20 protein-coding genes are annotated in these 22234 nt (G+C 62.0%); 11 read left to right on the forward strand and 9 right to left on the reverse strand.

Features of this window, described 5'->3' with window-relative positions; all coding sequences use genetic code 11:
• Positions 1-82 precede the first annotated feature (82 nt).
• The 8 genes from JI748_RS06250 (at position 83) to mazG (ending at position 8114) form a co-directional block, all read left to right on the forward strand.
• Positions 83-1072 carry a septal ring lytic transglycosylase RlpA family protein gene (locus tag JI748_RS06250; RefSeq protein WP_201636054.1) on the forward strand — a complete coding sequence of 330 codons (990 nt, stop codon included), beginning with the start codon at positions 83-85 and terminating at the stop codon, positions 1070-1072.
• Between the two features lie 36 nt (positions 1073-1108).
• Positions 1109-2251, forward strand: coding sequence for a D-alanyl-D-alanine carboxypeptidase family protein (locus tag JI748_RS06255; RefSeq protein WP_233280624.1), 1143 nt, complete (start codon positions 1109-1111; stop codon positions 2249-2251).
• Between the two features lie 27 nt (positions 2252-2278).
• Positions 2279-2965: a dTMP kinase gene (gene tmk, locus JI748_RS06260; RefSeq protein WP_201636056.1), complete on the forward strand. Its 687-nt coding sequence runs from the start codon at positions 2279-2281 to the stop codon at positions 2963-2965.
• Positions 2962-3984: an AAA family ATPase gene (locus JI748_RS06265; protein WP_201636058.1), complete on the forward strand. Its 1023-nt coding sequence runs from the start codon at positions 2962-2964 to the stop codon at positions 3982-3984. Before tmk ends, JI748_RS06265 begins: the two co-directional genes overlap by 4 nt.
• Positions 3981-5528 carry a methionine--tRNA ligase gene (gene metG, locus JI748_RS06270; protein ID WP_201636060.1) on the forward strand — a complete coding sequence of 516 codons (1548 nt, stop codon included), beginning with the start codon at positions 3981-3983 and terminating at the stop codon, positions 5526-5528. Before JI748_RS06265 ends, metG begins: the two co-directional genes overlap by 4 nt.
• A complete protein-coding gene (locus JI748_RS06275; RefSeq protein ID WP_201636062.1) occupies positions 5529-6308 on the forward strand; it encodes a TatD family hydrolase in 780 nt (259 codons plus the stop codon).
• A gap of 3 nt (positions 6309-6311) precedes the next feature.
• A complete protein-coding gene (locus JI748_RS06280; protein ID WP_201636064.1) occupies positions 6312-7148 on the forward strand; it encodes an MBL fold metallo-hydrolase in 837 nt (278 codons plus the stop codon).
• Positions 7149-7304: 156 nt separating this feature from the next.
• Positions 7305-8114 (forward strand): nucleoside triphosphate pyrophosphohydrolase, encoded by an 810-nt coding sequence (gene mazG, locus JI748_RS06285; protein WP_201636066.1) that lies wholly within the window; start codon positions 7305-7307, stop codon positions 8112-8114.
• Here the strand turns inward: mazG and hflX are convergent.
• From hflX to JI748_RS06305, 4 genes are all read right to left on the reverse strand, one after another.
• Positions 8111-9478: a GTPase HflX gene (hflX, locus tag JI748_RS06290; protein ID WP_201636068.1), complete on the reverse strand. Its 1368-nt coding sequence runs from the start codon at positions 9476-9478 to the stop codon at positions 8111-8113. The two genes, mazG and hflX, sit on opposite strands and share 4 nt — an antisense overlap.
• 8 nt (positions 9479-9486) lie before the next feature.
• Positions 9487-9738 (reverse strand): RNA chaperone Hfq, encoded by a 252-nt coding sequence (gene hfq / locus JI748_RS06295; protein ID WP_164533892.1) that lies wholly within the window; start codon positions 9736-9738, stop codon positions 9487-9489.
• A 185-nt stretch (positions 9739-9923) separates the two neighbouring features.
• Entirely contained in the window at positions 9924-11306 is a 1383-nt protein-coding gene (ntrX, locus tag JI748_RS06300; protein ID WP_201636070.1) for a nitrogen assimilation response regulator NtrX, read from the reverse strand.
• Entirely contained in the window at positions 11306-13633 is a 2328-nt protein-coding gene (locus JI748_RS06305) for a sensor histidine kinase NtrY-like (RefSeq protein ID WP_201636072.1), read from the reverse strand. Before JI748_RS06305 ends, ntrX begins: the two co-directional genes overlap by 1 nt.
• 194 nt (positions 13634-13827) lie before the next feature.
• On the opposite strand from JI748_RS06305, the gene JI748_RS06310 reads away from it, so the two are divergent.
• Positions 13828-14730 (forward strand): DMT family transporter, encoded by a 903-nt coding sequence (locus tag JI748_RS06310; RefSeq protein WP_201636074.1) that lies wholly within the window; start codon positions 13828-13830, stop codon positions 14728-14730.
• On the opposite strand, the gene ntrC is transcribed toward JI748_RS06310, so the two are convergent.
• From ntrC to dusB, 3 genes are read right to left on the reverse strand one after another with little or no spacing between them, the layout of a single operon-like run.
• Positions 14727-16172 (reverse strand): nitrogen regulation protein NR(I), encoded by a 1446-nt coding sequence (gene ntrC, locus JI748_RS06315; RefSeq protein ID WP_201636076.1) that lies wholly within the window; start codon positions 16170-16172, stop codon positions 14727-14729. The genes JI748_RS06310 and ntrC overlap by 4 nt on opposite strands.
• Positions 16169-17308 (reverse strand): two-component system sensor histidine kinase NtrB, encoded by a 1140-nt coding sequence (locus JI748_RS06320; RefSeq protein WP_201636078.1) that lies wholly within the window; start codon positions 17306-17308, stop codon positions 16169-16171. The genes ntrC and JI748_RS06320 overlap by 4 nt, the downstream gene beginning before the upstream one ends.
• Positions 17305-18300 carry a tRNA dihydrouridine synthase DusB gene (gene dusB, locus JI748_RS06325; RefSeq protein ID WP_325166910.1) on the reverse strand — a complete coding sequence of 332 codons (996 nt, stop codon included), beginning with the start codon at positions 18298-18300 and terminating at the stop codon, positions 17305-17307. Before dusB ends, JI748_RS06320 begins: the two co-directional genes overlap by 4 nt.
• A gap of 181 nt (positions 18301-18481) precedes the next feature.
• Here dusB and JI748_RS06330 point away from each other — a divergent pair, with 181 nt between their 5' ends.
• Together JI748_RS06330 and JI748_RS06335 are read left to right on the forward strand one after the other, a co-directional pair.
• Positions 18482-19669, forward strand: a complete 1188-nt coding sequence (locus tag JI748_RS06330) for a bifunctional 2-C-methyl-D-erythritol 4-phosphate cytidylyltransferase/2-C-methyl-D-erythritol 2,4-cyclodiphosphate synthase (RefSeq protein WP_201636080.1) — start codon at positions 18482-18484, stop codon at positions 19667-19669.
• Entirely contained in the window at positions 19669-20175 is a 507-nt protein-coding gene (locus JI748_RS06335; RefSeq protein WP_201636082.1) for a CinA family protein, read from the forward strand. Before JI748_RS06330 ends, JI748_RS06335 begins: the two co-directional genes overlap by 1 nt.
• A gap of 579 nt (positions 20176-20754) precedes the next feature.
• Here JI748_RS06335 and JI748_RS06340 read toward each other — a convergent pair.
• Together JI748_RS06340 and lipA are read right to left on the reverse strand one after the other, a co-directional pair.
• A complete protein-coding gene (locus JI748_RS06340) occupies positions 20755-21201 on the reverse strand; it encodes a type II toxin-antitoxin system RatA family toxin (RefSeq protein ID WP_201636084.1) in 447 nt (148 codons plus the stop codon).
• Complete coding sequence (gene lipA, locus JI748_RS06345; RefSeq protein ID WP_164533883.1) at positions 21202-22152, reverse strand: lipoyl synthase; 951 nt, start codon at positions 22150-22152, stop codon at positions 21202-21204.
• Between the last annotated feature and the right edge of the window lie 82 nt (positions 22153-22234).

Below are 22234 nucleotides of genomic sequence, written 5' to 3' on the forward strand. Positions count from 1 at the left end.
TTCTGTTCGAGTAGCGCATACCGTGACGACAACCTGGCGAAGTGCCGTCCGTTTTCTCTTTTTAGGTGCTCTCGTTGCACCCATGATCGCAGCATGTGCGACGGGTGGGGGGCTGGGTGCGACCGTCAAACGTAGTGCATTCACCTCGGGCGAATATGGCGTTGCCGTCTCTCCACGCGTCACCAATCATCCCAATCCGCCCCGTGGCGGCGGACGCTACCAGGTCGGAAAACCTTATACCGTCAAAGGGGTTACCTACGTTCCGCAGGAAAACCCGCAGGGCTATTCTGCGACCGGCAAGGCCTCCTGGTACGGTTCGGACTTTCACGGCCGCCAAACCGCAAACGGCGAAATTTTTTCCGCCAATGCCATTACCGGCGCCCACGCGACCCTGCCGCTGCCATCCTATGTCCGCGTCACCAATCAAGAAAATGGCCGTTCGATCGTCGTTCGCGTCAACGATCGCGGCCCCTATCTGCCCGGCCGAGTCATGGACCTTTCCTATCGCGCCGCCGCGATGCTGGGCTACGTCACCAAGGGTTCTGCGCCGATCAAGGTCGACTATATGGGTCCGGCGCCGCTTGAAGGCGACGATACCCGCACGCTCGTCGCCAGCTACAATGGACCTGCCGATTTCGATACCGGGGGCAGCCGCACTCAGTTTGCCGATGCGGGCGAAAGCAACCGCAGCCTTCTTGGCATGACGCAGAACTTCCTGGGTGGGCTCTTCTCCTACACCACGCCCCAGCAGGCTGATGCTGCGATCGGCAGCGCCCATGCTGCGGTCAATGCCATGGCCGAGGGCAACAGCGACCTCGCCGCCTGGGCAGCAAGTGTGGATGCTGACCAGCGCGCCGTCCGGATCGGTCTCGGCGTTTACGCCGATCCCGGCAATGCCGCGAGCCTTGCCCAACGGTTTGCCTTGCTTGGCGCTGTGAGCGAAGAAGCGGTGACCTATGCCGGAGATCCGGCAACCCAGCTCACTCTCACACAATTGAAGCCCGGAGCCGGCAAAGAAGACGTCTTGAACCTGGCTCGGGAACTTGGCCTCGCCGACATAATCCAATACTAATTTGCTATCCCGGTTCAGGGACAGGGGAGGCGCCAAGTGAGACTGCTGATTGCCATTGCAACACTGCTGGGTCTGGTGGCGCCAACCTTCGCTCAGGCCGATTTTTCGACCAATGCAAAATTTGCGGTTTTGATGGACTATGAGTCCGGCACGGTGATCTTCCAGAAGGACGCCGATGCCCGGCTCGAGCCGGCCAGCATGACCAAGCTGATGACCGTTGCGGTCGTCTTCAACGAGATCCGCGCCGGCCGTCTGAGCTTTGACGACCAGTTTTTCGTTTCCGAGAATGCCTGGCGGACCGGTGGCGCATCCTCGGGCGGTTCGACCATGTTCGCGGATCTCAATTCGCAGATCCGCGTCGAGGATCTTGTTCGCTCGGTGATCATCCAGTCCGGCAATGATGCGGCCATCGTTTTGGCTGAGGGCATCGCCGGGTCGGAAGGCACGTTTGCGCAGATGATGAACGAGCTCGCCCGGCAGATCGGGCTTGAGGGCTCTAACTTTACCAACTCGACCGGCTTGCCAGACCCTAACGAATACTCGACGGCCCGCGATCTAGCCGAGCTCGGGCGTTATCTGATCCGAGAATTTCCGGAATATTACCACTACTTCTCCGAGCCGGAGATGGAGTGGAACGGCATCAAGCAGCCCAACCGCAACTCGCTCGTCGAAATGGGCATCGGCGTCGATGGGCTCAAGACGGGGCATACCGAGGCGGCCGGCTATGGTTCGGTGACCTCGACCGACCAGGGCGATCGGCGCCTTGTGGCCGTGGTGCATGGACTGACCTCGATGCGCGAGCGCACCGAAGAGGGCCGCAAGCTGCTGACCTGGGGCGCGCGGGCTTTTGAACGCTTCACGCCCTATGCAGCGGGCGCTGTCGTTGCCGAAGCCGATGTCTATGGTGGCGAAGCGGCAAAGGTCGGCCTCGTGGGGCAGGGAGAGATTGCGCTCTATTTGCCGCGCGGTTCGCGCCAGTGTCTCTCTGCGACCGTCAATTATTCGGGCCCGCTGATGCCGCCGATTGCGCAGGGCGACAAAATCGCGGAGCTGCGCGTGTTCTGCAACGATCAGCTAGTGCAATCGGCGCCGCTTTATGCTGCGCAGGACGTGCCGCAGGGCGACCTGGTGCGCCGGGCGACCGACGCGCTGAAACAGCTGGCGCTTGGCTGGCTCTAGGGCGCAGTTTCGGATACCAGAGCGACCATGCTTGAAGCGCCCAGCCGACGTTCCGCCCGATTCATCACCTTTGAAGGGGGTGAAGGCGTGGGCAAATCGACCCAGGTACGGCGGCTTCTCAACAATCTCGGGCGCCAGTCGATAGACGCGGTGCGCACGAGAGAACCGGGCGGCACGCCCAAGGCCGAGGCGATCCGGTCCTTTATTCTTCAGGGCCGGTCGGAAGCCTGGGGGGCGGGCTCGGAAGCCGTGCTTTTTGCCGCGGCGCGTCTTGACCACGTGCATGAGCTGATCGCGCCCAATCTCGACAATGGCGTGTGGGTCATTTCGGACCGGTTTTGCGACTCGACGCGCGCCTATCAAGGGCTGACCGGGGGCGTGGATGATCGGCTGATCGATGCGCTCGAGACTTTGGCGCTCGATGGCCATACGCCCGATCTAACCATTATCCTCGATATGGATCCGGAAGCCGCTTTTCGCCGCGTTGAGCAGCGCGCGATCGAGGACGGCCTCCAGGCCACCGGAGATCGCTTCGAGAAGGAAGAACTCGACTGGCATCAGCGGCTGCGGCAGAATTTTCTCGATATCGCCCGCGCCAATCCTGACCGCTGCAAGGTCATCTCCGCCGAGCAAAGCGAAGAAGCCCTGGAAGCGGCGATCTGGTCGCTGGTGAGCGACCGCTTTCCGGAACTGCAGGGCAGGGCGGCCGAGTGAGCGATCCCAGCGCGCTCGACGGGCTACCGCTGCCGGAGCAGCGGCAGTCCGCGATCGGCCATGACTTGGCTCGGGGTGCGGTTCTGGCGCAGCTTGCCGAGGGTCGGCTGCCGGGCGCCATCATGCTGCACGGTCCGCAGGGCATCGGCAAGGCGACTTTGGCCTTCGAGCTTGCTGCCGCAATCCTCGTCGCAACCGGCGATGAGCCGCCGCATCGCGTGCATGAGCAGATTGCGGCGCTGTCGCATCCGAACCTCTCGCTGCTGCGACGGCGTCCGAAGGACAGCAAGAGCTTTTATTCGGTCATCCGCGTCGAGGACGTGCGCGAGCTGCGCGATGCCTTGCACCACACGCGGGGCAGGGCGGGGCACCGCATCGCGATCCTCGACAGCATCGACGACTGCAATCCGTCGGCGGCCAACGCGCTCTTGAAGACGCTGGAAGAGCCGCCTGCCGAGACCACTTTTTTCCTGATCTCGCATCGTCCGGGTCAGCTCCTGCCCACCATAAAATCGCGATGCCACAATCTGGCGCTGCGGCCGCTGCGAGATGACATGCTGCGGTCGGTGGTGACCGCGAGCCTGGCGGGTCTCGATGGCGAAACCCTCAGTCGCGCCGTGAGCCTGGCAGGCGGCCGGCCGCGTCGCGCCTTCGAGACGCTGGCTCTGGGTGATGCGTCGCCGGTGGCGTCGCTGTTGCTGTGGTTGCAGCGGCCGGACTCCATGCCGATCAGCGCCCAGTTGCAGCTGGCCGATGCGCTTGGGTCGGATGCGCAGGGGCCGACTATGTCCTTCGCCCGTGAAATCCTCGCCGACTGGATGGCATCGGAGACACGTGAGGCCGCGACCTCTGGAGCGGATCGCAGGCGGCTTGCCTCAGCCACCGAGCTATGGGACAAGGCCAATGCTCTGCTTACGGAAGCCGACAGCGTCAATCTCGATATGAAGCAGACGCTTGTCGTGATCTTTGATTCCATTCGCAAGCATTGCGCCCTGTCCACGCCCGCCGAGCCAGCATGACCAAGCCCTTCTACGTCACGACCGCGATCTCCTATCCCAATGGCGCGCCACATATCGGGCATGCCTATGAGATGATCGCGACCGACGCGATTGCGCGCTGGAAGCGGCTCGAAGGTCGCGAGGTCTATTTCCTGACCGGCACCGACGAGCACGGCATCAAGATGGTGCAGACGGCGGCCAAGGAAGGCATCCCCGTCCGCGAGCTTGCCGACCGAAATGCTGCCGAGTTCCGCAAGCTGGCGGCAGAGCTCAACCTTTCCAACGACGACTTCATTCGCACCACCGAGCAGCGCCACCATGAGGCGTCGCAGGCGATCTGGCGCAAGATGGAGGCGAGTTCGAACGGTGATATTTTCCAGTCGACCTACAAGGGCTGGTATTCGGTTCGCGATGAAGCCTATTTCGACGAAGACGAGCTGACCGAGAAGGACGGCAAGCGCTTTGCGCCTTCCGGGGCAGAGGTAGAATGGGTGGAAGAGCCGACCTATTTCTTCCGGCTTTCGGCCTATGGCGACAAGCTGCTCGAGCTTTATGAGCAGAACCCCGATTTCATCGCGCCCAAGGAACGTCGCAACGAGATCATCTCCTTCGTCAAAGGGGGGCTGCAGGACCTCTCGATCAGCCGCACCACCTTCGACTGGGGCATTCCGGTGCCGGGCGCCGAAGGCCATGTGATGTATGTCTGGGTCGATGCGCTGACCAATTACATTTCCGGCGTCGGCTATCCGGACGAGGAGAGCGAGCTTTTCAAGAAGTTCTGGCCGGCGGACCTTCATGTCATCGGCAAGGACATCATTCGCTTCCACACCGTTTATTGGCCCGCCTTCCTGATGAGTGCAGGCCTGCCGGTGCAGCATCGCGTCTTTGCGCATGGTTTTTTGACCGTCGACGGGCAGAAGATGAGCAAGTCGCTGGGCAATGTCATCGACCCGTTCGAACTCGTCGAAATGTTTGGCGCCGATGCGGTGCGCTACTTCTTCCTGCGCGAAGTGTCGTTCGGCAATGACGGCGACTATGCTCACGAAAAGCTGGTGAACCGCGTCAATGCCGATCTGGCCAACAACTTGGGCAACCTGGCGCAGCGTTCGTTGTCGATGATCAACAAGAACTGCGAGGGCAAGGTGCCGGCCTTCGGGCATGCGACGCCGGCCGATGAGCAGCTCGAAAAGGAAGTGGGCGAAGCGATCCAGACGGCGCAAAAGGCCATGGACGAGCAACTGATCCACGAGGCCACGGGCGCCCTGATCGCTGCGCTAAGCTCGGCCAACAATTACTTTGCCGCGCAGGAGCCCTGGGCGCTGAAAAAGACCGATCCGGAGCGCATGGCCACGGTTCTTTATCGCACGGCCGATACGGTGCGCCGCCTGGCCATCCCGATGCTGGCCTTCGTTCCGGCCTCCGCTGCGCGACTGCTAGAGCAATTGGCTGTGCCCGAGGAAGATCGCATCCTGCCATTGGCAATTGTGCCGCATCGCCTGCAGCCGGGTACGGAACTGCCGGTGCCGCAGGGCGTTTTCGCGCGGTTGGAAAAGCCGGCGGAATAGATGCTGATCGACAGCCATTGCCATCTGGACTTCGAGGCTTTGTCCGCCGATCTCGACGGCGTCATGGCTCGTGCTGCCCTTGCGGGCGTGACCGGCATGGTGACGATTTCCACAAGGGTGGACAACTTTTCCACCTATGCCGGGATCGCGGAACGCTTCGAGAACGTCTGGTGCTCGGTCGGCACGCATCCGCACAACGCGGATCAGGAACTGCACATTCAAACAGACGACCTGGTACGGCTCAGCGCCCATCCACGCTGCGTTGCTATCGGTGAAGCCGGTCTGGATTATTTCTACGACGATGCGCCGCGCGAGGCTCAGGCAGTGGGCCTGCGCCGTCACATCGCGGCAGCACGGGTCACCGGTCTTCCACTGGTTATCCACAGCCGCGCTGCCGACGACGATATGGCGGCGGTCCTTGAAGAAGAGGCCGGGCAGGGGGCTTTCCCCTTTGTTCTACACTGCTTCACGGCCGGCGTGGATCTCGCGCAGCGGGCTTTGGCTTTGGGCGGCTATGTGTCCTTTTCAGGCATAATCACCTTCAAGAATGCCGAGGAAATCCGCGAGGTCGCCAAGCTCGTTCCCGCCGATCGCTATCTCGTCGAGACCGATGCGCCGTATCTGGCGCCGATCCCACATCGCGGCCAGTCCAATGAACCGAGCTTTGTCCGGCATACGGCCGAAAAGCTGGCCGAGGTGCGCGGCATAACGCTTGAGCAATTGGGCGCCGAAACGACCGCAAATTTCGGCCGCTTGTTCTCCAAGACTGGTTTGAGTTGAGCCATGGCAGCGCCGGACCGGATCATCGCGACCATCCTGGGCTGCGGATCATCCGGTGGCGTGCCGCGGCTCGGCAATGATTGGGGCGCTTGCGATCCCAACGAAATCAGAAATCGCCGGCGTCGCTGTTCGCTGCTGATCGAAGGCTGGACCGACGGCGTGGCCGATCCGACCCGCATCGTCATCGACACCGGCGCCGACCTCCGCGAGCAATTGCTGGATGCGCGTGTCGATCGCGTCGACGCGGTCTTTTACAGCCACGAGCATGCCGATCATACGCATGGCATCGACGACCTTCGGGTCTTGGCGCTGCACAACAGACGCCGGGTCGATGTGTATTTTACGGCCGAATGCGGGGCGCGCTTGCGGGAAGCTTTTGGCTACTGCTTTTCGACGCCACCAGGCAGTTCGTATCCGCCGATCCTCAACGCGCATGAGATTGTCGCTGGAGACACGGTCTCGGTTTCCGGGCCCGGTGGCGAGATCGAGATCGGTACCTTCGACATGATCCATGGCGATATACGGTGCCTTGGCTTCCGAGTGAGCGATTTCGCCTACAGTTGCGATCTTTCGGCTTTGCCGGACAGTTCACTGGATGCGGTGCGCGATCTTGATCTCTGGATCGTCGATGCACTGCGACCGACGCCGCATCCAAGCCATCTCAGCTTGCCCGAGACGCTAGCATTGATCGAAGAGCTGTCGCCGCGGCAGGCGGTGGTGACGAACATGCATATCGATCTCGATTATGCCGCGACGATCGAGGGAACGCCCGACAATGTCACTGCAGCCTTTGACGGCATGCAGATCGACGTCAAAAGCGGGTCGATCCTCAATCTTTGAGCATGAAGTCCGACGAACCCGGATGCGTCACACCAGAAAGTTCCATAATATATATTATGCGAACAGCGGGTGTGCGGTTGTGACGAGCATTGTAGCCCCTGTTTGTCCATGTTGGATAAGATGAGCCCGACGATTCCCACTAACCAAGGTCAGACCATGCAGCCGTCTCGCGATATTTCCCGCCTGATCGAGATCATGGCGGCGTTGCGCAATCCTGTGGGTGGATGCGCGTGGGATCTGGAGCAGGATTTCCGTTCGATCCGGAACTACACGATCGAGGAAGCGTATGAAGTGGCCGACGCCATCGAGCGCGAGGATTTTGCGGATTTGCGCGAAGAGCTCGGCGACTTGCTGCTGCAGCCAATCTTTCACGCGCAGATGGCCAAGGAAGCCGGGCATTTCGATATCGGTGATGTCGTTTATGCAATTACCGAGAAGCTGATCCGCCGGCATCCGCATGTGTTCGGCGACGTCGTTGCCGATGGTGCGAGCGACGCGCAGGACCGTTGGGAGGCGATCAAAGTCAAGGAGCGTGCTGCCAAGGCCGAGCGCAAAGGAGATGCTGAGCCGTCGGTGCTCGACGATGTGCCGCAAGTGCTCCCTGCCCTTGCTCGAGCCGAGAAATTGACCAAACGCGCGGCTAAGGTCGGCTTCGATTGGCCGGATCTTCCAGCAGTGCGCGCCAAGATCGAAGAAGAGCTTGCGGAAGTTGCCGAGGTCGAAAACGCTGGGGATCACGGTGCGATCGAGGAGGAGATCGGCGACCTTTTGTTTGCCGTTGCGAACTTGGCTCGCAAGGCCGGCGTCGATCCGGAAGCGGCGCTGCGCAATGCCAACAGCAAGTTTACCCGCCGCTTTCACTATGTCGAGGCGCGCTGCCGCGAGGACGATATCGATCCGGCCGATGCCGGCCTTGAGCGTCTCGACGGCTATTGGAACGAAATCCGGGCGCGCGACAAGGCCTAACTTTCGACGCCTGCGATGCGGCCGTTGAAGCGTTCGAGGAATTCCGTCTTGTTCCGCGGATCGACACGAACGACGAAGCCGGAGCCTTGTTCGGTTGGTTCATCGCGCGAGATGACTTCCGCGTGGCTATGGAGCCAACCAATATCCGATCCGGCGCTGTGCGGCACATGCACCTGATAAGTACGGCTTTGTTCGCCCAGCGTTTTTTCGATCAGCAGCAGCAGGTCTTCGATGCCCTGCCCGGTGATCGCTGATACCGGCATGGCGGCGGCGACGCGGCCGACGGGCGAAGCGCTCGCCAGAGCCTGCTGCTGATCGCCGAGTAGGTCGATCTTGTTCCAGACTTCGACGATCGGCGTTGTTTCGCCCGAGACGCCGAGTTCTTCGAGAACCTTCAGCACATCATGGCCCTGCGCCAGATTGTCGGGATTGGCGATATCGCGAACGTGGAGGATGATGTCGGCGTCGGTGACTTCTTCGAGCGTTGCGCGGAAAGCGGCGACAAGATCGTGCGGGAGATCGGCGACGAAGCCCACCGTGTCGCTGAGCATGACTTCTCGGCCATGCGGCAGCGTGATCTTGCGAACTGTGGTGTCGAGCGTTGCGAACAGCAGGTCCTCGGCGAAGACCCCTGCCCCGGTCAGTCGGTTAAAGAGGCTCGACTTGCCGGCATTGGTGTAGCCGACGAGCGCCACGACCGGGATGGCGGCGCGGGTGCGCTGTGCACGCTGCTGGGCGCGTGTTTTCTTGACCTTGTCGAGTCGATCTTCGAGCAGGACGATGCGGTCGGTAATCTGGCGACGATCGCTTTCGATCTGGGTTTCGCCCGGACCGCCCATGAAGCCGGTGCCACCGCTGCCGCGCTGGCGTTCGAGGTGGGTCCAGGAGCGGACGAGCCGGCCCTTTTGATAGTTGAGATGCGCGAGCTCGACCTGCAGCACGCCTTCGCGGGTGGCGGCGCGTTCGCCGAAAATTTCGAGGATGAGAGCGGTGCGATCCAGCACCTTGGTGCCGGTTTCGCGCTCGAGATTGCGCTGTTGGATTGGGGTCAGTGGCGCGTCGACCAGCAGCAGGTCGAGCTTGTCGGACTTTACCCGATCGGCAATGGTCTGCACCTGGCCGCCGCCGAGATAGGTCGCCGGGCGGACTTCGCGGACGCGGAGCACTTCGGAGAAAATGACGTCGAGGTGGATGGCTTCGGCCAGGCCTTCGAACTCGGCCTGACGAGCCTCGATGCTGTGCGAGGACAGATTGCCGCGAACATCTGGGCAGATGAGGCCGACGCGGGTCGGCTGTTCCTGTCTGTCGATATAGGGCTTGGGGCCACCGGCATGGTGGCCATCGTCATCGTCAAAATCGTCCATATGATCCGTCAGTCGTGGTCTTGGTTTTGCTCGGGGTCGAACAACTGGATCGGCGCGCCGGGCATGATGGTAGAAATGGCGTGCTTGTAAACAAGTTGCGACTGAGCATCGCGACGCAGCAGCAGACAGAAATTGTCGAACCAGGTGATCACGCCCTGAAGCTTGACGCCATTGACCAGAAAAATGGTCACCGGCACCTTCTGCTTGCGGACGTGATTGAGAAAGGAATCCTGCAGATTTTGCTGTTTTTCAGCGGGCATTTTGGCCTCGTTTTCGCGGCATTGATTGTCGCTGTTTTCGTCGCAATCGCTTGCGCCCGGGCGGAGAGAACTGCCGCCCAGTCCCTAACGTCCGGAATTATCATATGTAATGGAGTATGGCACACCTGTCCCGGGCTGCCTACCCGCGCCAGGCGCATGGCTCCAAGCTATTTTCAGTCCGGTTTTCAGAGGCCCAAGGACTTGATCTTGCGGTGCAATGCGCTGCGCTCCATGCCCACGAATTCTGCGGTTTTGGAGATATTGCCGCCGAAGCGCTCGATCTGAGCCAAGAGGTATTGCCGCTCGAAAACTTCGCGCGCGTCACGAAGGGGCAGACTCATGAGGTGAGCGGAGGCGTCGGTATCGCCAACCGTTGGCAGCACTTCGCCGATGTCCGAGGGTAGCATCGGCGCAGTGATGACGCCGTTTTCCGGCTGCTGATCCTTCATCAGGATCAGGAGGCGCTCGATGGAGTTGCGGAGTTGGCGGGCATTGCCCGGCCATTCCTGCGCCTGCAGCACGGCCATGGCGTCGTCGCCGATGGTGACGCGCTGCAGATTGTGCATGCGGCAGACCTGTTCGATGAAGACCTGCACCAGCGGCGGCACGTCCTCGCGGCGCTCGCGCAGCGGCGTCAGGGGCAGCGGTACGATGGAGAGCCGGTGGAAGAGGTCGGAGCGGAATTCGCCGGCTTCGATCTGCGAGGCAACGTTTTGCGAGCTCGAGGCTATGATGCGCACATCGATCGGCACCGCTTGTGTGCCGCCGACACGATTGAAGCGGTTTTCGACCAAGGTGCGCAACAAGGTGGTCTGCACCTGCTGCGGCAGGGTGGTGACTTCAGACAGGTAGAGTGTGCCGCCATGGGCGCGTTCGAGGGCCCCGACTTCGACCTTGAGCAGGCCATTTTTCTCGCGGGCTTCCCGGCCGAAAAGGACGACCGAGACTTCGTCCGGCGCATAGAGCGAGGCGTTGATCTCGACAAAGGGTGCGTTGATGCGCGGGCTGCGCTGATGAATGAGGCGGGCGACCAGCCCCTTCCCTGCCCCGGACGGGCCGGAGATGAAGATGCGTGAATTGGTGGGCGCCGACTTGTCGATGACACCGCGCACCTGCTGCAGCGCCGGCGAATTGCCGACCATTTCCGAGCTCTTGCTGGCGGCGCGTTCCTTGAGCTCGGCGACTTCGGTGCGGAGGCGCGTGGCTTCCATGGCGCGCTGAGTGATGTGGAGCAGCCGGTCTATCTTGAACGGCTTTTCGATATAGTCGTAGGCGCCGCGGCGGATGGCCGAGACGGCGGTCTCGACATTGCCGTGACCGGAGATCATCACCACCGGCATGTCAGGGTGCTGGCTCTGGAAGACGTCGAGCAGTTGCAGACCGTCGAGGCGCGAGCCTTGCATCCAGATGTCCAGGAAGACCAGGGTCGGCCGGCGGCGCGCGATTTCGTTGAGGCCGCTATCGGCGTCATGCGCTTGGCGCGTTTCGAAGCCTTCGTCCTCGAGAATGCCCGCGATCAGGTCACGGATATCGTCCTCGTCGTCGATAATCAGAATGTCCAGTGCCATTAGTAACGCACAATCGCAGCGAGCCGCGATTCCTCCTGGTGGGGTTGGTTTTCGGGGCCCGCGGGGCCCTCGTCATTGGTCGCGGTCTTCGCGGGAGACTGCAAAGGCAGGGTGAAGGTTACGCAGGCGCCGACGCGGCCCGTCTCGTCGGGCTCGGCATCGACCAATTCGACAATGCCGCCATGTTGCTCGATAATGCGGGCGACAATGGCGAGGCCGAGGCCCGTGCCTTTGTCGCGGGTGGTCATATAAGGCTCGAGAAGGCGCTGACGGTTTTCCTTGGGCCAGCCCTTGCCGTTGTCGGAGATCGAGACGCGGGCAGCGTTGCCTTCCACATGGGCCTCGACGGTAATGGTCGGCTGCCAGTCGGGTGACATCTGGACGTCTTCGAAGGCCTCGACGGCGTTCTTGATCAGGTTGGTGAGCGATTGCGCGATGAGGCGATTGTCGAACCAGGCGTAGATGTTTTCTTCCGGCAGCTGGGTGACGACCTGGACTTCCGGCAGGCGCACGCTTTCGAGGAACACGGCCTGGCGAATGGTGTCGCTGAGATCGGCGATCTCAGGAGCCGATTCGGGCATGCGCGCAAAGGCGGAAAATTCGTCGACCATGCGGCCAATGTCGCCGACCTGGCGTACGATGGTGTTAATGCACTTGTCGAAGACTTCGCGATCATCCTCGAGCTTGCTGCCATAGCGGCGGCGAAGGCGTTCGGCGGAGAGCTGGATGGGGGTCAGCGGGTTCTTGATCTCGTGGGCGATGCGGCGGGCAACGTCGGCCCAGGCGCTGGTGCGTTGCGCCGATTCGAGATCGGTGATGTCGTCGAAGGTCAGCACATAGCCCTTGGATTCGGTAATCGAGCCTTCGCGGGTGAGCTGCACCTGATATATACGGCGGTCGGTTTCGTTGCCGAGCTGGATCTGGTCACGCACCTGGCCGCGACGGGCGGAGCGGGCCTTTTCCATCGTGGGCGCGATCTCGGGCATGATGGTTTCCATGCGCTCGCCCATGAGCTCGATTTCAGTGCGGCCCAGCATTTCGCAAGCGCGGGCATTGACCAGGGTAATGGCGCCGAACGGGTCGAGCCCGATGATGCCGGCGGACACGCCTTCCACCACGGCCTCGGTGAACTGCCGGCGCTTTTCGTTGACCTCGTTGGCCTTGAGCAGTTCTTCGCGCTGGCTGCGCAGCTGCAGGGTCATGCGGTTGAAGCCGTTGGAGAGATCGCGCAAATCGCCCCTGCCCTCCTGCACCGGAACCTGGACGTTGAGGTCGCCGCCGCTAACCCGACGCGACGCCACCATGAGGTTCCGGATGGGATCAACGAAGCGGTTTGCGAGCGCGATACCGATCCAGAGAGCCGCCAGGAGCAGCACCACGGCCAGACCCACATACATGATGGTAAAGGTGATCTGGAAGACGAGGCGGTTCGACGCGTATTCGCGGTATTCCGTTATATTCTGGTCGGTTAGCCGCATATATTGAAGCACTTCGGCATCGACGGGACGGGCTACGAAGAGGAAAAGATCGTCGTAGCCACGGAGCTTCACGACGGAACCCACGAGGTTGGTGGTGCCGGGGGCGATGGCGGTTGGGATGCCTTCAACCACGCCCTGGGTGATGTTTTCCGGAAGCTTGGGATAGGTGCCGGCGACGTTGATCTGCGCGCGGATTATGGTTTCGCCGGTGGAGTTGATCAGCGATGTGAAGGGTAAAGAGCGGGTCACCGCCAGCGCTGTCAGAATACGGCCGAACCGATCGGGGTCGCTTTGGTAGGTCGCCTGTGCTTGTTCAAGCTCGGTGGCGACCCAGATGATGTCGTCGCGCAGCACTTGGGCATGCTCGAGCATGTAGGAGCGCGCAACGAGACGTGAGCTTTCCACCATGGCGCGCGTGCGGTCCGAGAACCACTGATCGAGGCCCTGGTTCAAGGCAATGGTTGCGATGACTGCTACCAGTGCCGCGGGAACGGCGGCGACGAAGGCGAACATGGCGACCATGCGCACCTGCAGCCCTGCCCCCGGCTGGCGCTTGATGCGCGCCTGGATCAACAGCACGGCTTCGGTGACGACCAGGGCGAACACCAGAAGGACCAGGATGCCGGTGACGATCCAGATGATCGTCCAGACCTCGGTCGACGGCTCGATGTTGGTGAAGCCTGAAAGGATCAGGAAGGATAGCGACGACATCAGCACCGAGGCGAAGACGACGACGAAGCCCAAGACGCGCAAGGACTGGTGTTGCCCGAAGCGCAGCAAAGAGCGCGCCGGCCGCTTTTCAGCCGTGCGATCTTCCATGCTCGTCTCGTTGGAGACCAGATCGGTCATGCGCCCCCTAGAACTGCCTCGCCCGACCGCCCTGACCGAAGCCAATGGCGGAACACGAAGCGTGACCTAATTCGGCTGACCCTTCAAGATAAATGTTGCCAAAATGTGACACTGGTACGGGACAAGCTTTCTAGAAGCTCTGGACAAGCCTCTGAGCCGGGAGCATGGACGGTGTTCTCCTACCGAGTTCAAAGATGACTTCTCTTCCCGCAGAGCGGATCGAAACGGCCAGTCTCAAGGGCATGGCGCTTGGGATCTTCGCCCATTCCTGTTTCTCGCTGCACGACGCCATGGTCAAAGGCGTGATCACTGATTTGCCGGCACCGCAGATCCTGTTCGTTCGCAGCCTCGTCATCCTTGCCATCTGCTTTCTGGTTGGGCGCCGAAACCTCTTTGCCGATCTTGTGGCATCGCCCAATCGCATGCTGATCTTCGGTCGAGGGCTGCTGACCCTTGCGGCGTGGACCATGTATTACAGTGCCGGTCGCGAGCTGCAGCTGGCGGAGATGACGACGCTCTACTATTTCGCACCGGTGCTGACGACGATCCTTGCGGTCATCTTCCTCAAGGAGCAGCTGACGCTGGCGCGGATCGGAGCAGCATCGATCGGATTCTTCGGCGTGCTTGTTGCCGCCAATCCCGCAGGCTTTTCGCTGAGCCTCCCCGTCATCATGGTTCTGGCTGCCGCGCTGTCCTGGGCCGTGGCGATGATCCTGATGCGCACGATTTCCAGAAGCGACAGCACGCTGGTTCAGGTTTTTGCTCAGAACCTGCTGCATGCTTTGGTGATGGGCGTAATCTCGATACCGCTTTGGCAGGCAATGGAAGGCTGGCACATCGCGCTTTGCATCGGTGCGGGCCTCGTAGGGGGATGCGGACAATTCACCCTAGTGGAGGCCGCAAGGGTCGTGCCCGCCAGCGTGCTCGGAACGGTGGAATATGGAGCCCTGATGTGGAGCTTCATTTTTGGCTATCTGTTCTGGGCCGAAATGCCGGCGCCGACGGTCTATGTCGGCGCCTTCCTGATCGTTGCCGCGGGCCTCACACTGGCTCTCAGCGAGCGACGCAACCGCAGAGAAGTTGCGCAGGTGCCCTAATTTCGGCGGCTGTGCTTGACGATCTCGATCGAATGCGTGCGGATCTTCTTGCGCAGCGTGTTGCGATTGAGGCCCAGCAAGTCTGCTGCCTTGATCTGGTTGCCGCCACAGGCGTTGAGCGCCATGGCGATCAGGGGCGCTTCCACCTTGTCTATAACGGCCTGGTACATGCCGTTTGGCGGCAGGTTCGGCTCGTATTCGCGCAAGAGCTGGCCGACATGCGTTTCGACAGCCATCGAAATGTCGACGGGCCCTGCCCCGCCGGTGACCGCGGGGCGATCGGCAATGTTGAGTTCGTTCTGGACGATCTCGGCGGAGATCTGCTCGTCTGCGTAGAGCGCCGAGAGGCGGCGGACGAGATTTTCGAGCTCGCGGATGTTGCCGGGCCAAGAATAGTTCTGCATCAGCCGAATGGCTTCGGGCGTCACGCTCTTGGCGGGCTCACCCTCGCGCTGCGCCATGCGCATGAAGTGCTGGACGAGATCGGTGATGTCATCGATGCGTTCGCGTAGTGGCGGCAGGCGGATCGGCACGACATTGAGGCGATAGTATAGATCCTCGCGGAAGAGGCCCTGGCGGATCATCTGGCTGAGGTCACGGTGCGTTGCCGCCACGATGCGGACATTGGTCTTGATGGCGTTGCGGCCACCGACCATGGTGTATTCGCCTTCCTGCAGCACGCGGAGAAGACGGGTCTGGGCGTCCATCGGCATGTCGCCGATTTCGTCGAGGAACAGCGTACCGCCTTCGGCCTGTTCGAAGCGACCCGAGGACCGGGTATTGGCGCCGGTGAAGGCACCCTTTTCGTGGCCGAAGAGCTCGGCTTCGATCAGGTCGCGAGGAATGGCGGCCATGTTGATGGCGACGAAGGGCCCGTTGCGGCGCTTTCCGAAGTCGTGGAGGGCGCGGGCGACCAGTTCCTTGCCGGTACCGCTTTCGCCGGTGATCATGACCGTCAGGTCGGTCTGCATCAGGCGCGCCAAGGCGCGGTAGATGTCTTGCATGGCGGTCGAGCGACCCACCAGCGGCATGGTCTCGCCCGGCTCTTCTGCCTTGCGGTCGGCGACGGTGGGCTTTTTGGCATCGGCCAGAGCGCGGGAGACGACCGAAAGCACTTCGGTGATGTCGAAGGGCTTGGGCAGGTATTCGTAGGCGCCGACTTCGGAGGCCCGGATGGCGGTCATGAACGTGTTTTGTGCACTCATGACGACCATCGGCAGATCCGGCCGGATCTTCTTGATCTTGGGCATGACCTCGAAGGCGTTGCCATCGGGCATGGCCACGTCGGTGATCAGGATATCGCCCTCGCCGCGGCTGACCCAGTTCCACATGGTGGAGATATTGCCGGTGGGGCGAACTTCGTAGCCGGCCCGCGTCAGCGCCTGGTTCAGCACCATGCGGATGGCGGCATCGTCGTCAGCCAGCAAAACCACGTGACTCATTTGGCTGAACTTTCTTCGTCTTCGGAAGGTGTCTGGAAGGCGCCGCTCGCGACCGGCAGCAGAATTCTGAACCGTGTGCGGCCGGGGCGGCTGTCGCTGTCTATTACGCCGCCATGATCACCGATGATCTTGGCGACAAGCGCCAGACCAAGGCCCGAGCCATTGGTCTTGGTGGTGACGAACGGATCGAACAGGAATGGCAGGATGTCGGGAGGCACGCCGGGGCCATTGTCCTCGATGACGATCTCGAGCGGCAGTGAAATGCGCTCGGAGACGCCAGCGACGCTGATGCGGATGCCTGGGCGGAAGGCTGTCGAGATGCGGATCTCGGGTTTTTGTGTCCGCTCAAGGGCTTCTGAGGCGTTCTTGATCAGGTTCAGGAACACCTGAATGAGCTGATCGCGGTTGCCATAGACCGGTGGCAGCGAGGGATCGTATTCCTCGTAGAACGAGATGCCACGGGCGACGCCATTACGGGCGAGCAGCTTAACGCGATCGAGGATGACGTGGATATTGATCGGCTCGCGCTCCATCGGGCGCTCATCGCCGAACACCTCCACGCGGTCGATCAGGTGCACGATGCGATCGGTTTCGTCGCGGATGAGGCGCGCCAGCGGGACCTCTTCAGCGGGGACGGATTGCTCCAAAAGTTGCGCGGCGCCACGGATGCCGGAGAGCGGGTTCTTGATCTCGTGGGCGAGCATGGAGGCGAGCCCAGTGACGGAGCGGTGGGCGCCACGCGACACCATCTGCCGGTCGATCTTGTCGGCCATTGTGCGTTCCTGGATCAGGACCGCTACGCGTCCATCCGTGTCGGAAATGGGGCTGGCGAAGACGTCGGCGATGCGTTCGTCGCCGAAGCGGGAGGAGCCGACGCGGACGCGATATTCGGTCATCGGTGCGCGACGCTGCACGACGCTTTCGACGAGGCTGATGATGGGCGAGCCGAAGGCGATCAGGTCATCGAGTGTCTGACGCGTAAGGACGCTAAGCGAGGCGCCGAAGAAGGCTTCGGCCGCGTAATTGACGAACTGGACCTGCCGTTCCTCGCCGAGCACCAGGATAGGTTGCGGCAGGGCCTGCAGCACGGCACGGGCCGGAACCGAGTCGATGTCCATCAGCATCGCCGTATTCATGCGGCGGCACTCCATTCACCTGAAAAGAGCGTGCCGATCAGGGCGAGCACGGCTTTGGGATCTTCGTTGTCGAGCAGTTGCCGACGGGTGGGTTTATCGAGGTTGAGGTTGGCGGTCTCGGCATACCAATCGAGATGCTTGCGGGCGGCGCGGAGGCCGATTTCCTTGCCGTATTCGATCAGCATCTCGTCGTAGTGCTGCTGGATCAGCTGAGCGAGCTCAAGGCCATGGGGAGCCTGTGGCGGCTTTTGCCCATCGAGCATCGCGCCGATCTGCCCAACGCGCCAGGGCTGGCCTTGCGCGCCACGACCGAGCATGACGGCAGCGGCACCTGACTCCTGCAAGGCCCTAGCGGCATCCTCATGATCAAGAATATCGCCGTTGACGACGACGGGCACATCTACGGCCTCCACCACTTGCCGCACGAGGGACCAGCGCGCGTGGCCCTTGTAGAACTGCTGGCGGGTGCGGCCATGGACGGTGATCATCTGCGCGCCGGCGCTGACCGCGAGCTGGGCGATTTGCGGTGCGTTGAGGCTGTCGTCGTCCCAACCGAGCCGCATCTTGACGGTGACCGGCTTGCTGGTGGCGCCCGAGACGGCTTCGACGATGGCGAGTGCCTGGTCCGGCACCCGCATCAGTGCGGAACCGGCATAGCCGTTGGTGACGCGCTTGGCGGGGCAGCCAAAATTGATGTCGATGATGTCGGCGCCGCCTGCTTCGGCGATGCGTGCGCCTTCCGCCATCCACACCGGTTCGCAGCCCGCGAGCTGAACCATGTGCGGGAGCGCCCCGGACTTGCCGAGCTTGCGGACCATGTCCTGGTGACCGGTGGTGAGGGCGGCACTGGCGACCATTTCCGAAACCACGAGACCTGCGCCGAAGCGTTCGGCGATCTCGCGGAAGGGCCGGTCGGTGATGCCGGCCATGGGTGCGAGGATGGCTCGGTTGCGGAGGGCGTGACCGCCGATGCTCAATGTGCGGGCATTCACTGCCAACGACTGCCCCAGAATTGTTCAGCGACTAAGTTCTGCCCGCACAATAATCATTTGACTGATTGGTGCAACGGGTTCGCCAGCGTTCGGCGGTGGAAATCAGCCCTGCTCTTGCCGCATGGCGAGGCGGCGGTTAGAGCATGGGCTTTGCGACATTTCGATGTGAGTGCCCAAGTTTATGCCAGTCAGGTCGATAGCCGTGATCATTGTTGCGGCGGGCAAGGGGGAGCGTGCCGTTGGCGGTCATGCCGATCCCAAGCAGTATCGGCAAATCGGCGGGCACACGGTGCTGGAACGAACCATCGAGGCGTTCCTCGCGGTCGAGGCGGTGACGCAGATCGTTCCCGTCATCCATGCGGATCATGCCGAAAAGTATCATGCCTTGGGCCTCGATGATCCTCGGTTACTGGCGCCGGTGAAAGGTGGCGCAAGCCGGCAGGCTTCGGTGCTGGAAGGGCTCAAGGCCCTAGCGCCTTTGCGGCCGGATCGGGTGCTTATCCAGGATGCGGCGCGACCGTTTGCGTCGGCCAAGCTTATCGGCGAGGTCATCGCCGCGCTCGACCAGCATGATGGCGCCCTGCCCGTCTTGCCGGTCACCGATACGATCAAGCGGTCGCTTGATGGCGTCTCTGTGAGTACGACGGAAGATCGTCGGCAGCTTTTTGCCGCGCAGACGCCGCAGGGGTTTCGCTTCGGGCCGATCTTTTCGGCGCATATGCGCAGCGGCACGGTGCGGCGGGAATTTACCGACGACGCCGAGATCGCCGAATGGGCGGGGTTGCGGGTGGCCATGGTCGAGGGCGAGCGGGACAACATCAAGATCACCCATCCCGAGGATTTCGCCCGGGCCGAACGCATTCTTCAAGGACAAAGCAGAATGGAAACCCGTATCGGCATCGGCTATGACGTGCACCCGTTCGAGCCGGGCGACGGCGTGTGGCTTTGCGGTGTGAAGATCCCGCACAATGCCAAGCTGCAGGGTCATTCGGATGCCGACGTGGCGCTGCATGCGCTGACCGACGCTATTCTCGGGTCGATCGGCGAAGGCGATATCGGCACGCATTTTCCGCCCAGCGACATGCAGTGGAAGGGAGCGGCGTCGAGCGTTTTCCTGCGCCATGCGGGCGAGCTGGTGAAGCAGCGGGGCGGGCGGATCGTCAATCTTGACGTGACAATCGTTGCGGAAGCGCCGAGAATTGCAAAGCATGTGCCCGCCATGTGCGCAGCGATCGCCGACGTGCTCGGTGTGTCTACTAGCCGCGTCGCGGTAAAAGCAACGACAAATGAAAAGCTCGGGTTCATCGGGCGGGAGGAAGGGATCGTGGCCATGGCGAGTGCAAGCGTGGAAGTGCCGGGGCTCGACTGATGACGATCAAGACCCAGGCCGTGCCGCCTCTCAACCAGCAGATCATCGACCTTCTCGCCGAGCGCAAGCTGACGCTGGTCACCGCCGAAAGCTGCACCGGCGGCATGATTGCCGCCGCACTGACGGATGTGGCGGGTAGCTCAGCCGTGTTTTATGGCGGCTATATCACCTATGCCAACACGGCCAAGTCGCGCATGATCCAGGTGCAGCCGCGGCTGATCGGCGATTATGGTGCGGTGAGCAACCAGGTCGCCCGGGCGATGGCCGATGGCGCGCGCAACACGGCAAAGGTCGACCTTGCGGTTGCGGTGACCGGCATTGCCGGTCCGGATGGTGGCACGGAAAAGAAGCCGGTCGGCCTCGTCTATGTCGCGGTGTCGTCGGATCTGGCGACCGTGGTGATCGAGCATCGGTTCGGCGATCTCGGCCGCGACGCGATCCGGCGGGCGACAGTGGATGCGGCGCTCGACCTCGTCATGCAGGTGCTAACGAGCGAGCCGGACTGAACGGTTGAAAGAACGTTCCGCCTGCCTCTAGGCAGGCCGAAGCGCCGGTCGGGGCTGCCGCCGGTTGATGATCAGATGATGGAGCCCCGAGACGGCTTTCGCCTCGTGAGTAGTTTTATATGTGAGACGCAAGACGTCTCGGAGCGCCGGGTTTTCTGGCAGGCAGCGTCTTAGGGGAGGATTACGCCTCCCCGTCCACGGACCCAGACTCCGTAACGATACAGAGTCCTCCCGGCTGTCGCCGGACGGTTGATCGTTGCAACCCCATCTCCACCCGGCTGATGGGGTGAAGATAGCGCAGGATGCAGGGGTGGGGATAAGCGGGGTAGATTGAGTTCGTGGAGAGGCCGACACCCCCTTCCGAGCTGCGCTAAGGCGCGGGGCGCCTAAGCTCCGCTTGCCTTCCCCTCAAGGGGGAAGGTGGGCATCGGGTATTTTGGACGGTAATGCCAAACACACCGCATTCACCTTCCCCCTCAGAGGGGAAGGCAAGCAGAGCTTGGCGACGGAGGAGCTTAGCGGCGCTCGGAAGGGGGTGCCTGGTGATCCCCCACTCGCGGGAAGAAAGAGGAGGCGGGGCTAGGCGCCAAACCTTCTATCGGCCTCGTCGATGAAGGCTTGCATGATTTCTTCCTGCTTCATGGCGAAAGCCGGTTCGGCGATGGCGGCGATGAAGGGGTTGGAGATCTTGAAATCGATCTCGAAGCGCACGCGCGTGCCCTGCCCTTCGGGGTCGATGCTCCAGACCGAGTCGAGGTAGCTGAAGGGGCCGTCGACCGCCTTGGCGCGGATGGTGCGAGCCACCGGGTCGAGGGTGACGCGGCTGGTATAGGCCTGGGTGATGGGACCGAAATAGAGCGTCATCTTGGCGAGCTTGACGTCCGTTCCGGCAGGTGCCGCCGGGTCAGGACGGAGATCCATTGCTCGGCAGTTGGGGATGAAGCGCGGATAGTCTTCCATGTCCGACACGATCTCGAACATGCGCTGCGGCAGGTGCGGCACGTGCCGCTCGAAAAAACGCTTCATTCAGTGGCCGAGCCTTGCCATGCGGGCCGCGCGCAGCTGAGCGAAGTCTTCGCCGGCATGGTGCGACGAGCGGGTCAGCGGGCTTGAGGACACGAGGAGGAAACCCTTGGCCGTTGCGACGGTGGCGAAGGACTTGAACTCTTCCGGCGTTACGAAGCGCTGCAGCGGATAGTGCTTCTTGGTGGGCTGCAGGTACTGGCCGATGGTCAGGAAATCGACTTCTGCGGAACGGAGGTCGTCCATGAGCTGGAGTACTTCGTTGCGCTCTTCGCCGAGGCCCACCATGATGCCGGACTTGGTGAAGATGGTGGGATCGAGTTCCTTGACCCGCTGCAGGAGGCGGATCGAGTGGAAGTAGCGGGCGCCGGGGCGCACCTTGAGGTACTTGCTCGGCACCGTTTCTAGATTGTGGTTGAAGACGTCGGGCTTGGCGGCGACGACAATTTCGAGGGCGCCATCCTTGCGCAGGAAGTCCGGCGTCAGGATTTCGATCGTGGTGCGCGGATTGCGGGCACGGATGGCGCGGATGACGTCGGCAAAATGTTGTGCGCCGCCATCGGCGAGGTCGTCCCGGTCGACCGAGGTGATGACGACATGTTCGAGGCCGAGCTTTTCGACGGCCTTGGCGACGTTTTCGGGTTCGTTCGGATCAAGGGCGGTCGGCAGGCCGGTGCGCACGTTGCAGAAGGCGCAGGCGCGGGTGCAGATTTCGCCCATGATCATCATGGTCGCGTGCTTTTTGCTCCAGCACTCGCCGATATTGGGGCAGCCGGCTTCCTCGCAGACGGTGACGAGGCCGTTCTCGCGCACGATCTGCTGGGTTTCCTTGTAGACCGGCGAGCCGGGCGCCTTGACGCGAATCCAGTCCGGCTTGCGCAGAACGATGCTGTCGGGGCGGTTGGCCTTTTCGGGATGCCGCGGGCGGGCATCGATGTCGATGAGCGTGACCATGAAAGTCCTTGCTGGGCAGGTGCCCGTTATATCGCTCCCTTGGGTGGCCGGTTCAACCCGCCCTACCCTCGTGCTTGCGTTC

The organism is Devosia rhizoryzae, assembly GCF_016698665.1.
Classification (GTDB): domain Bacteria; phylum Pseudomonadota; class Alphaproteobacteria; order Rhizobiales; family Devosiaceae; genus Devosia; species Devosia rhizoryzae.

Bases quoted from the DNA above. Each gene is read 5' to 3' on its own strand.
- JI748_RS06250 (WP_201636054.1), top strand. From the start codon at position 83: ATGATCGCAGCATGTGCGACGGGTGGGGGGCTGGGTGCGACCGTCAAA.
- tmk (WP_201636056.1), top strand. From the start codon at position 2,279: ATGCTTGAAGCGCCCAGCCGACGTTCCGCCCGATTCATCACCTTTGAA.
- metG (WP_201636060.1), top strand. From the start codon at position 3,981: ATGACCAAGCCCTTCTACGTCACGACCGCGATCTCCTATCCCAATGGC.
- JI748_RS06275 (WP_201636062.1), top strand. From the start codon at position 5,529: ATGCTGATCGACAGCCATTGCCATCTGGACTTCGAGGCTTTGTCCGCC.
- JI748_RS06280 (WP_201636064.1), top strand. From the start codon at position 6,312: ATGGCAGCGCCGGACCGGATCATCGCGACCATCCTGGGCTGCGGATCA.
- mazG (WP_201636066.1), top strand. From the start codon at position 7,305: ATGCAGCCGTCTCGCGATATTTCCCGCCTGATCGAGATCATGGCGGCG.
- hflX (WP_201636068.1), bottom strand. From the start codon at position 9,478: ATGGACGATTTTGACGATGACGATGGCCACCATGCCGGTGGCCCCAAG.
- hfq (WP_164533892.1), bottom strand. From the start codon at position 9,738: ATGCCCGCTGAAAAACAGCAAAATCTGCAGGATTCCTTTCTCAATCAC.
- ntrX (WP_201636070.1), bottom strand. From the start codon at position 11,306: ATGGCACTGGACATTCTGATTATCGACGACGAGGACGATATCCGTGAC.
- JI748_RS06305 (WP_201636072.1), bottom strand. From the start codon at position 13,633: ATGACCGATCTGGTCTCCAACGAGACGAGCATGGAAGATCGCACGGCT.
- JI748_RS06310 (WP_201636074.1), top strand. From the start codon at position 13,828: ATGACTTCTCTTCCCGCAGAGCGGATCGAAACGGCCAGTCTCAAGGGC.
- ntrC (WP_201636076.1), bottom strand. From the start codon at position 16,172: ATGAGTCACGTGGTTTTGCTGGCTGACGACGATGCCGCCATCCGCATG.
- JI748_RS06320 (WP_201636078.1), bottom strand. From the start codon at position 17,308: ATGAATACGGCGATGCTGATGGACATCGACTCGGTTCCGGCCCGTGCC.
- JI748_RS06330 (WP_201636080.1), top strand. From the start codon at position 18,482: ATGCCAGTCAGGTCGATAGCCGTGATCATTGTTGCGGCGGGCAAGGGG.
- JI748_RS06335 (WP_201636082.1), top strand. From the start codon at position 19,669: ATGACGATCAAGACCCAGGCCGTGCCGCCTCTCAACCAGCAGATCATC.
- JI748_RS06340 (WP_201636084.1), bottom strand. From the start codon at position 21,201: ATGAAGCGTTTTTTCGAGCGGCACGTGCCGCACCTGCCGCAGCGCATG.
- lipA (WP_164533883.1), bottom strand. From the start codon at position 22,152: ATGGTCACGCTCATCGACATCGATGCCCGCCCGCGGCATCCCGAAAAG.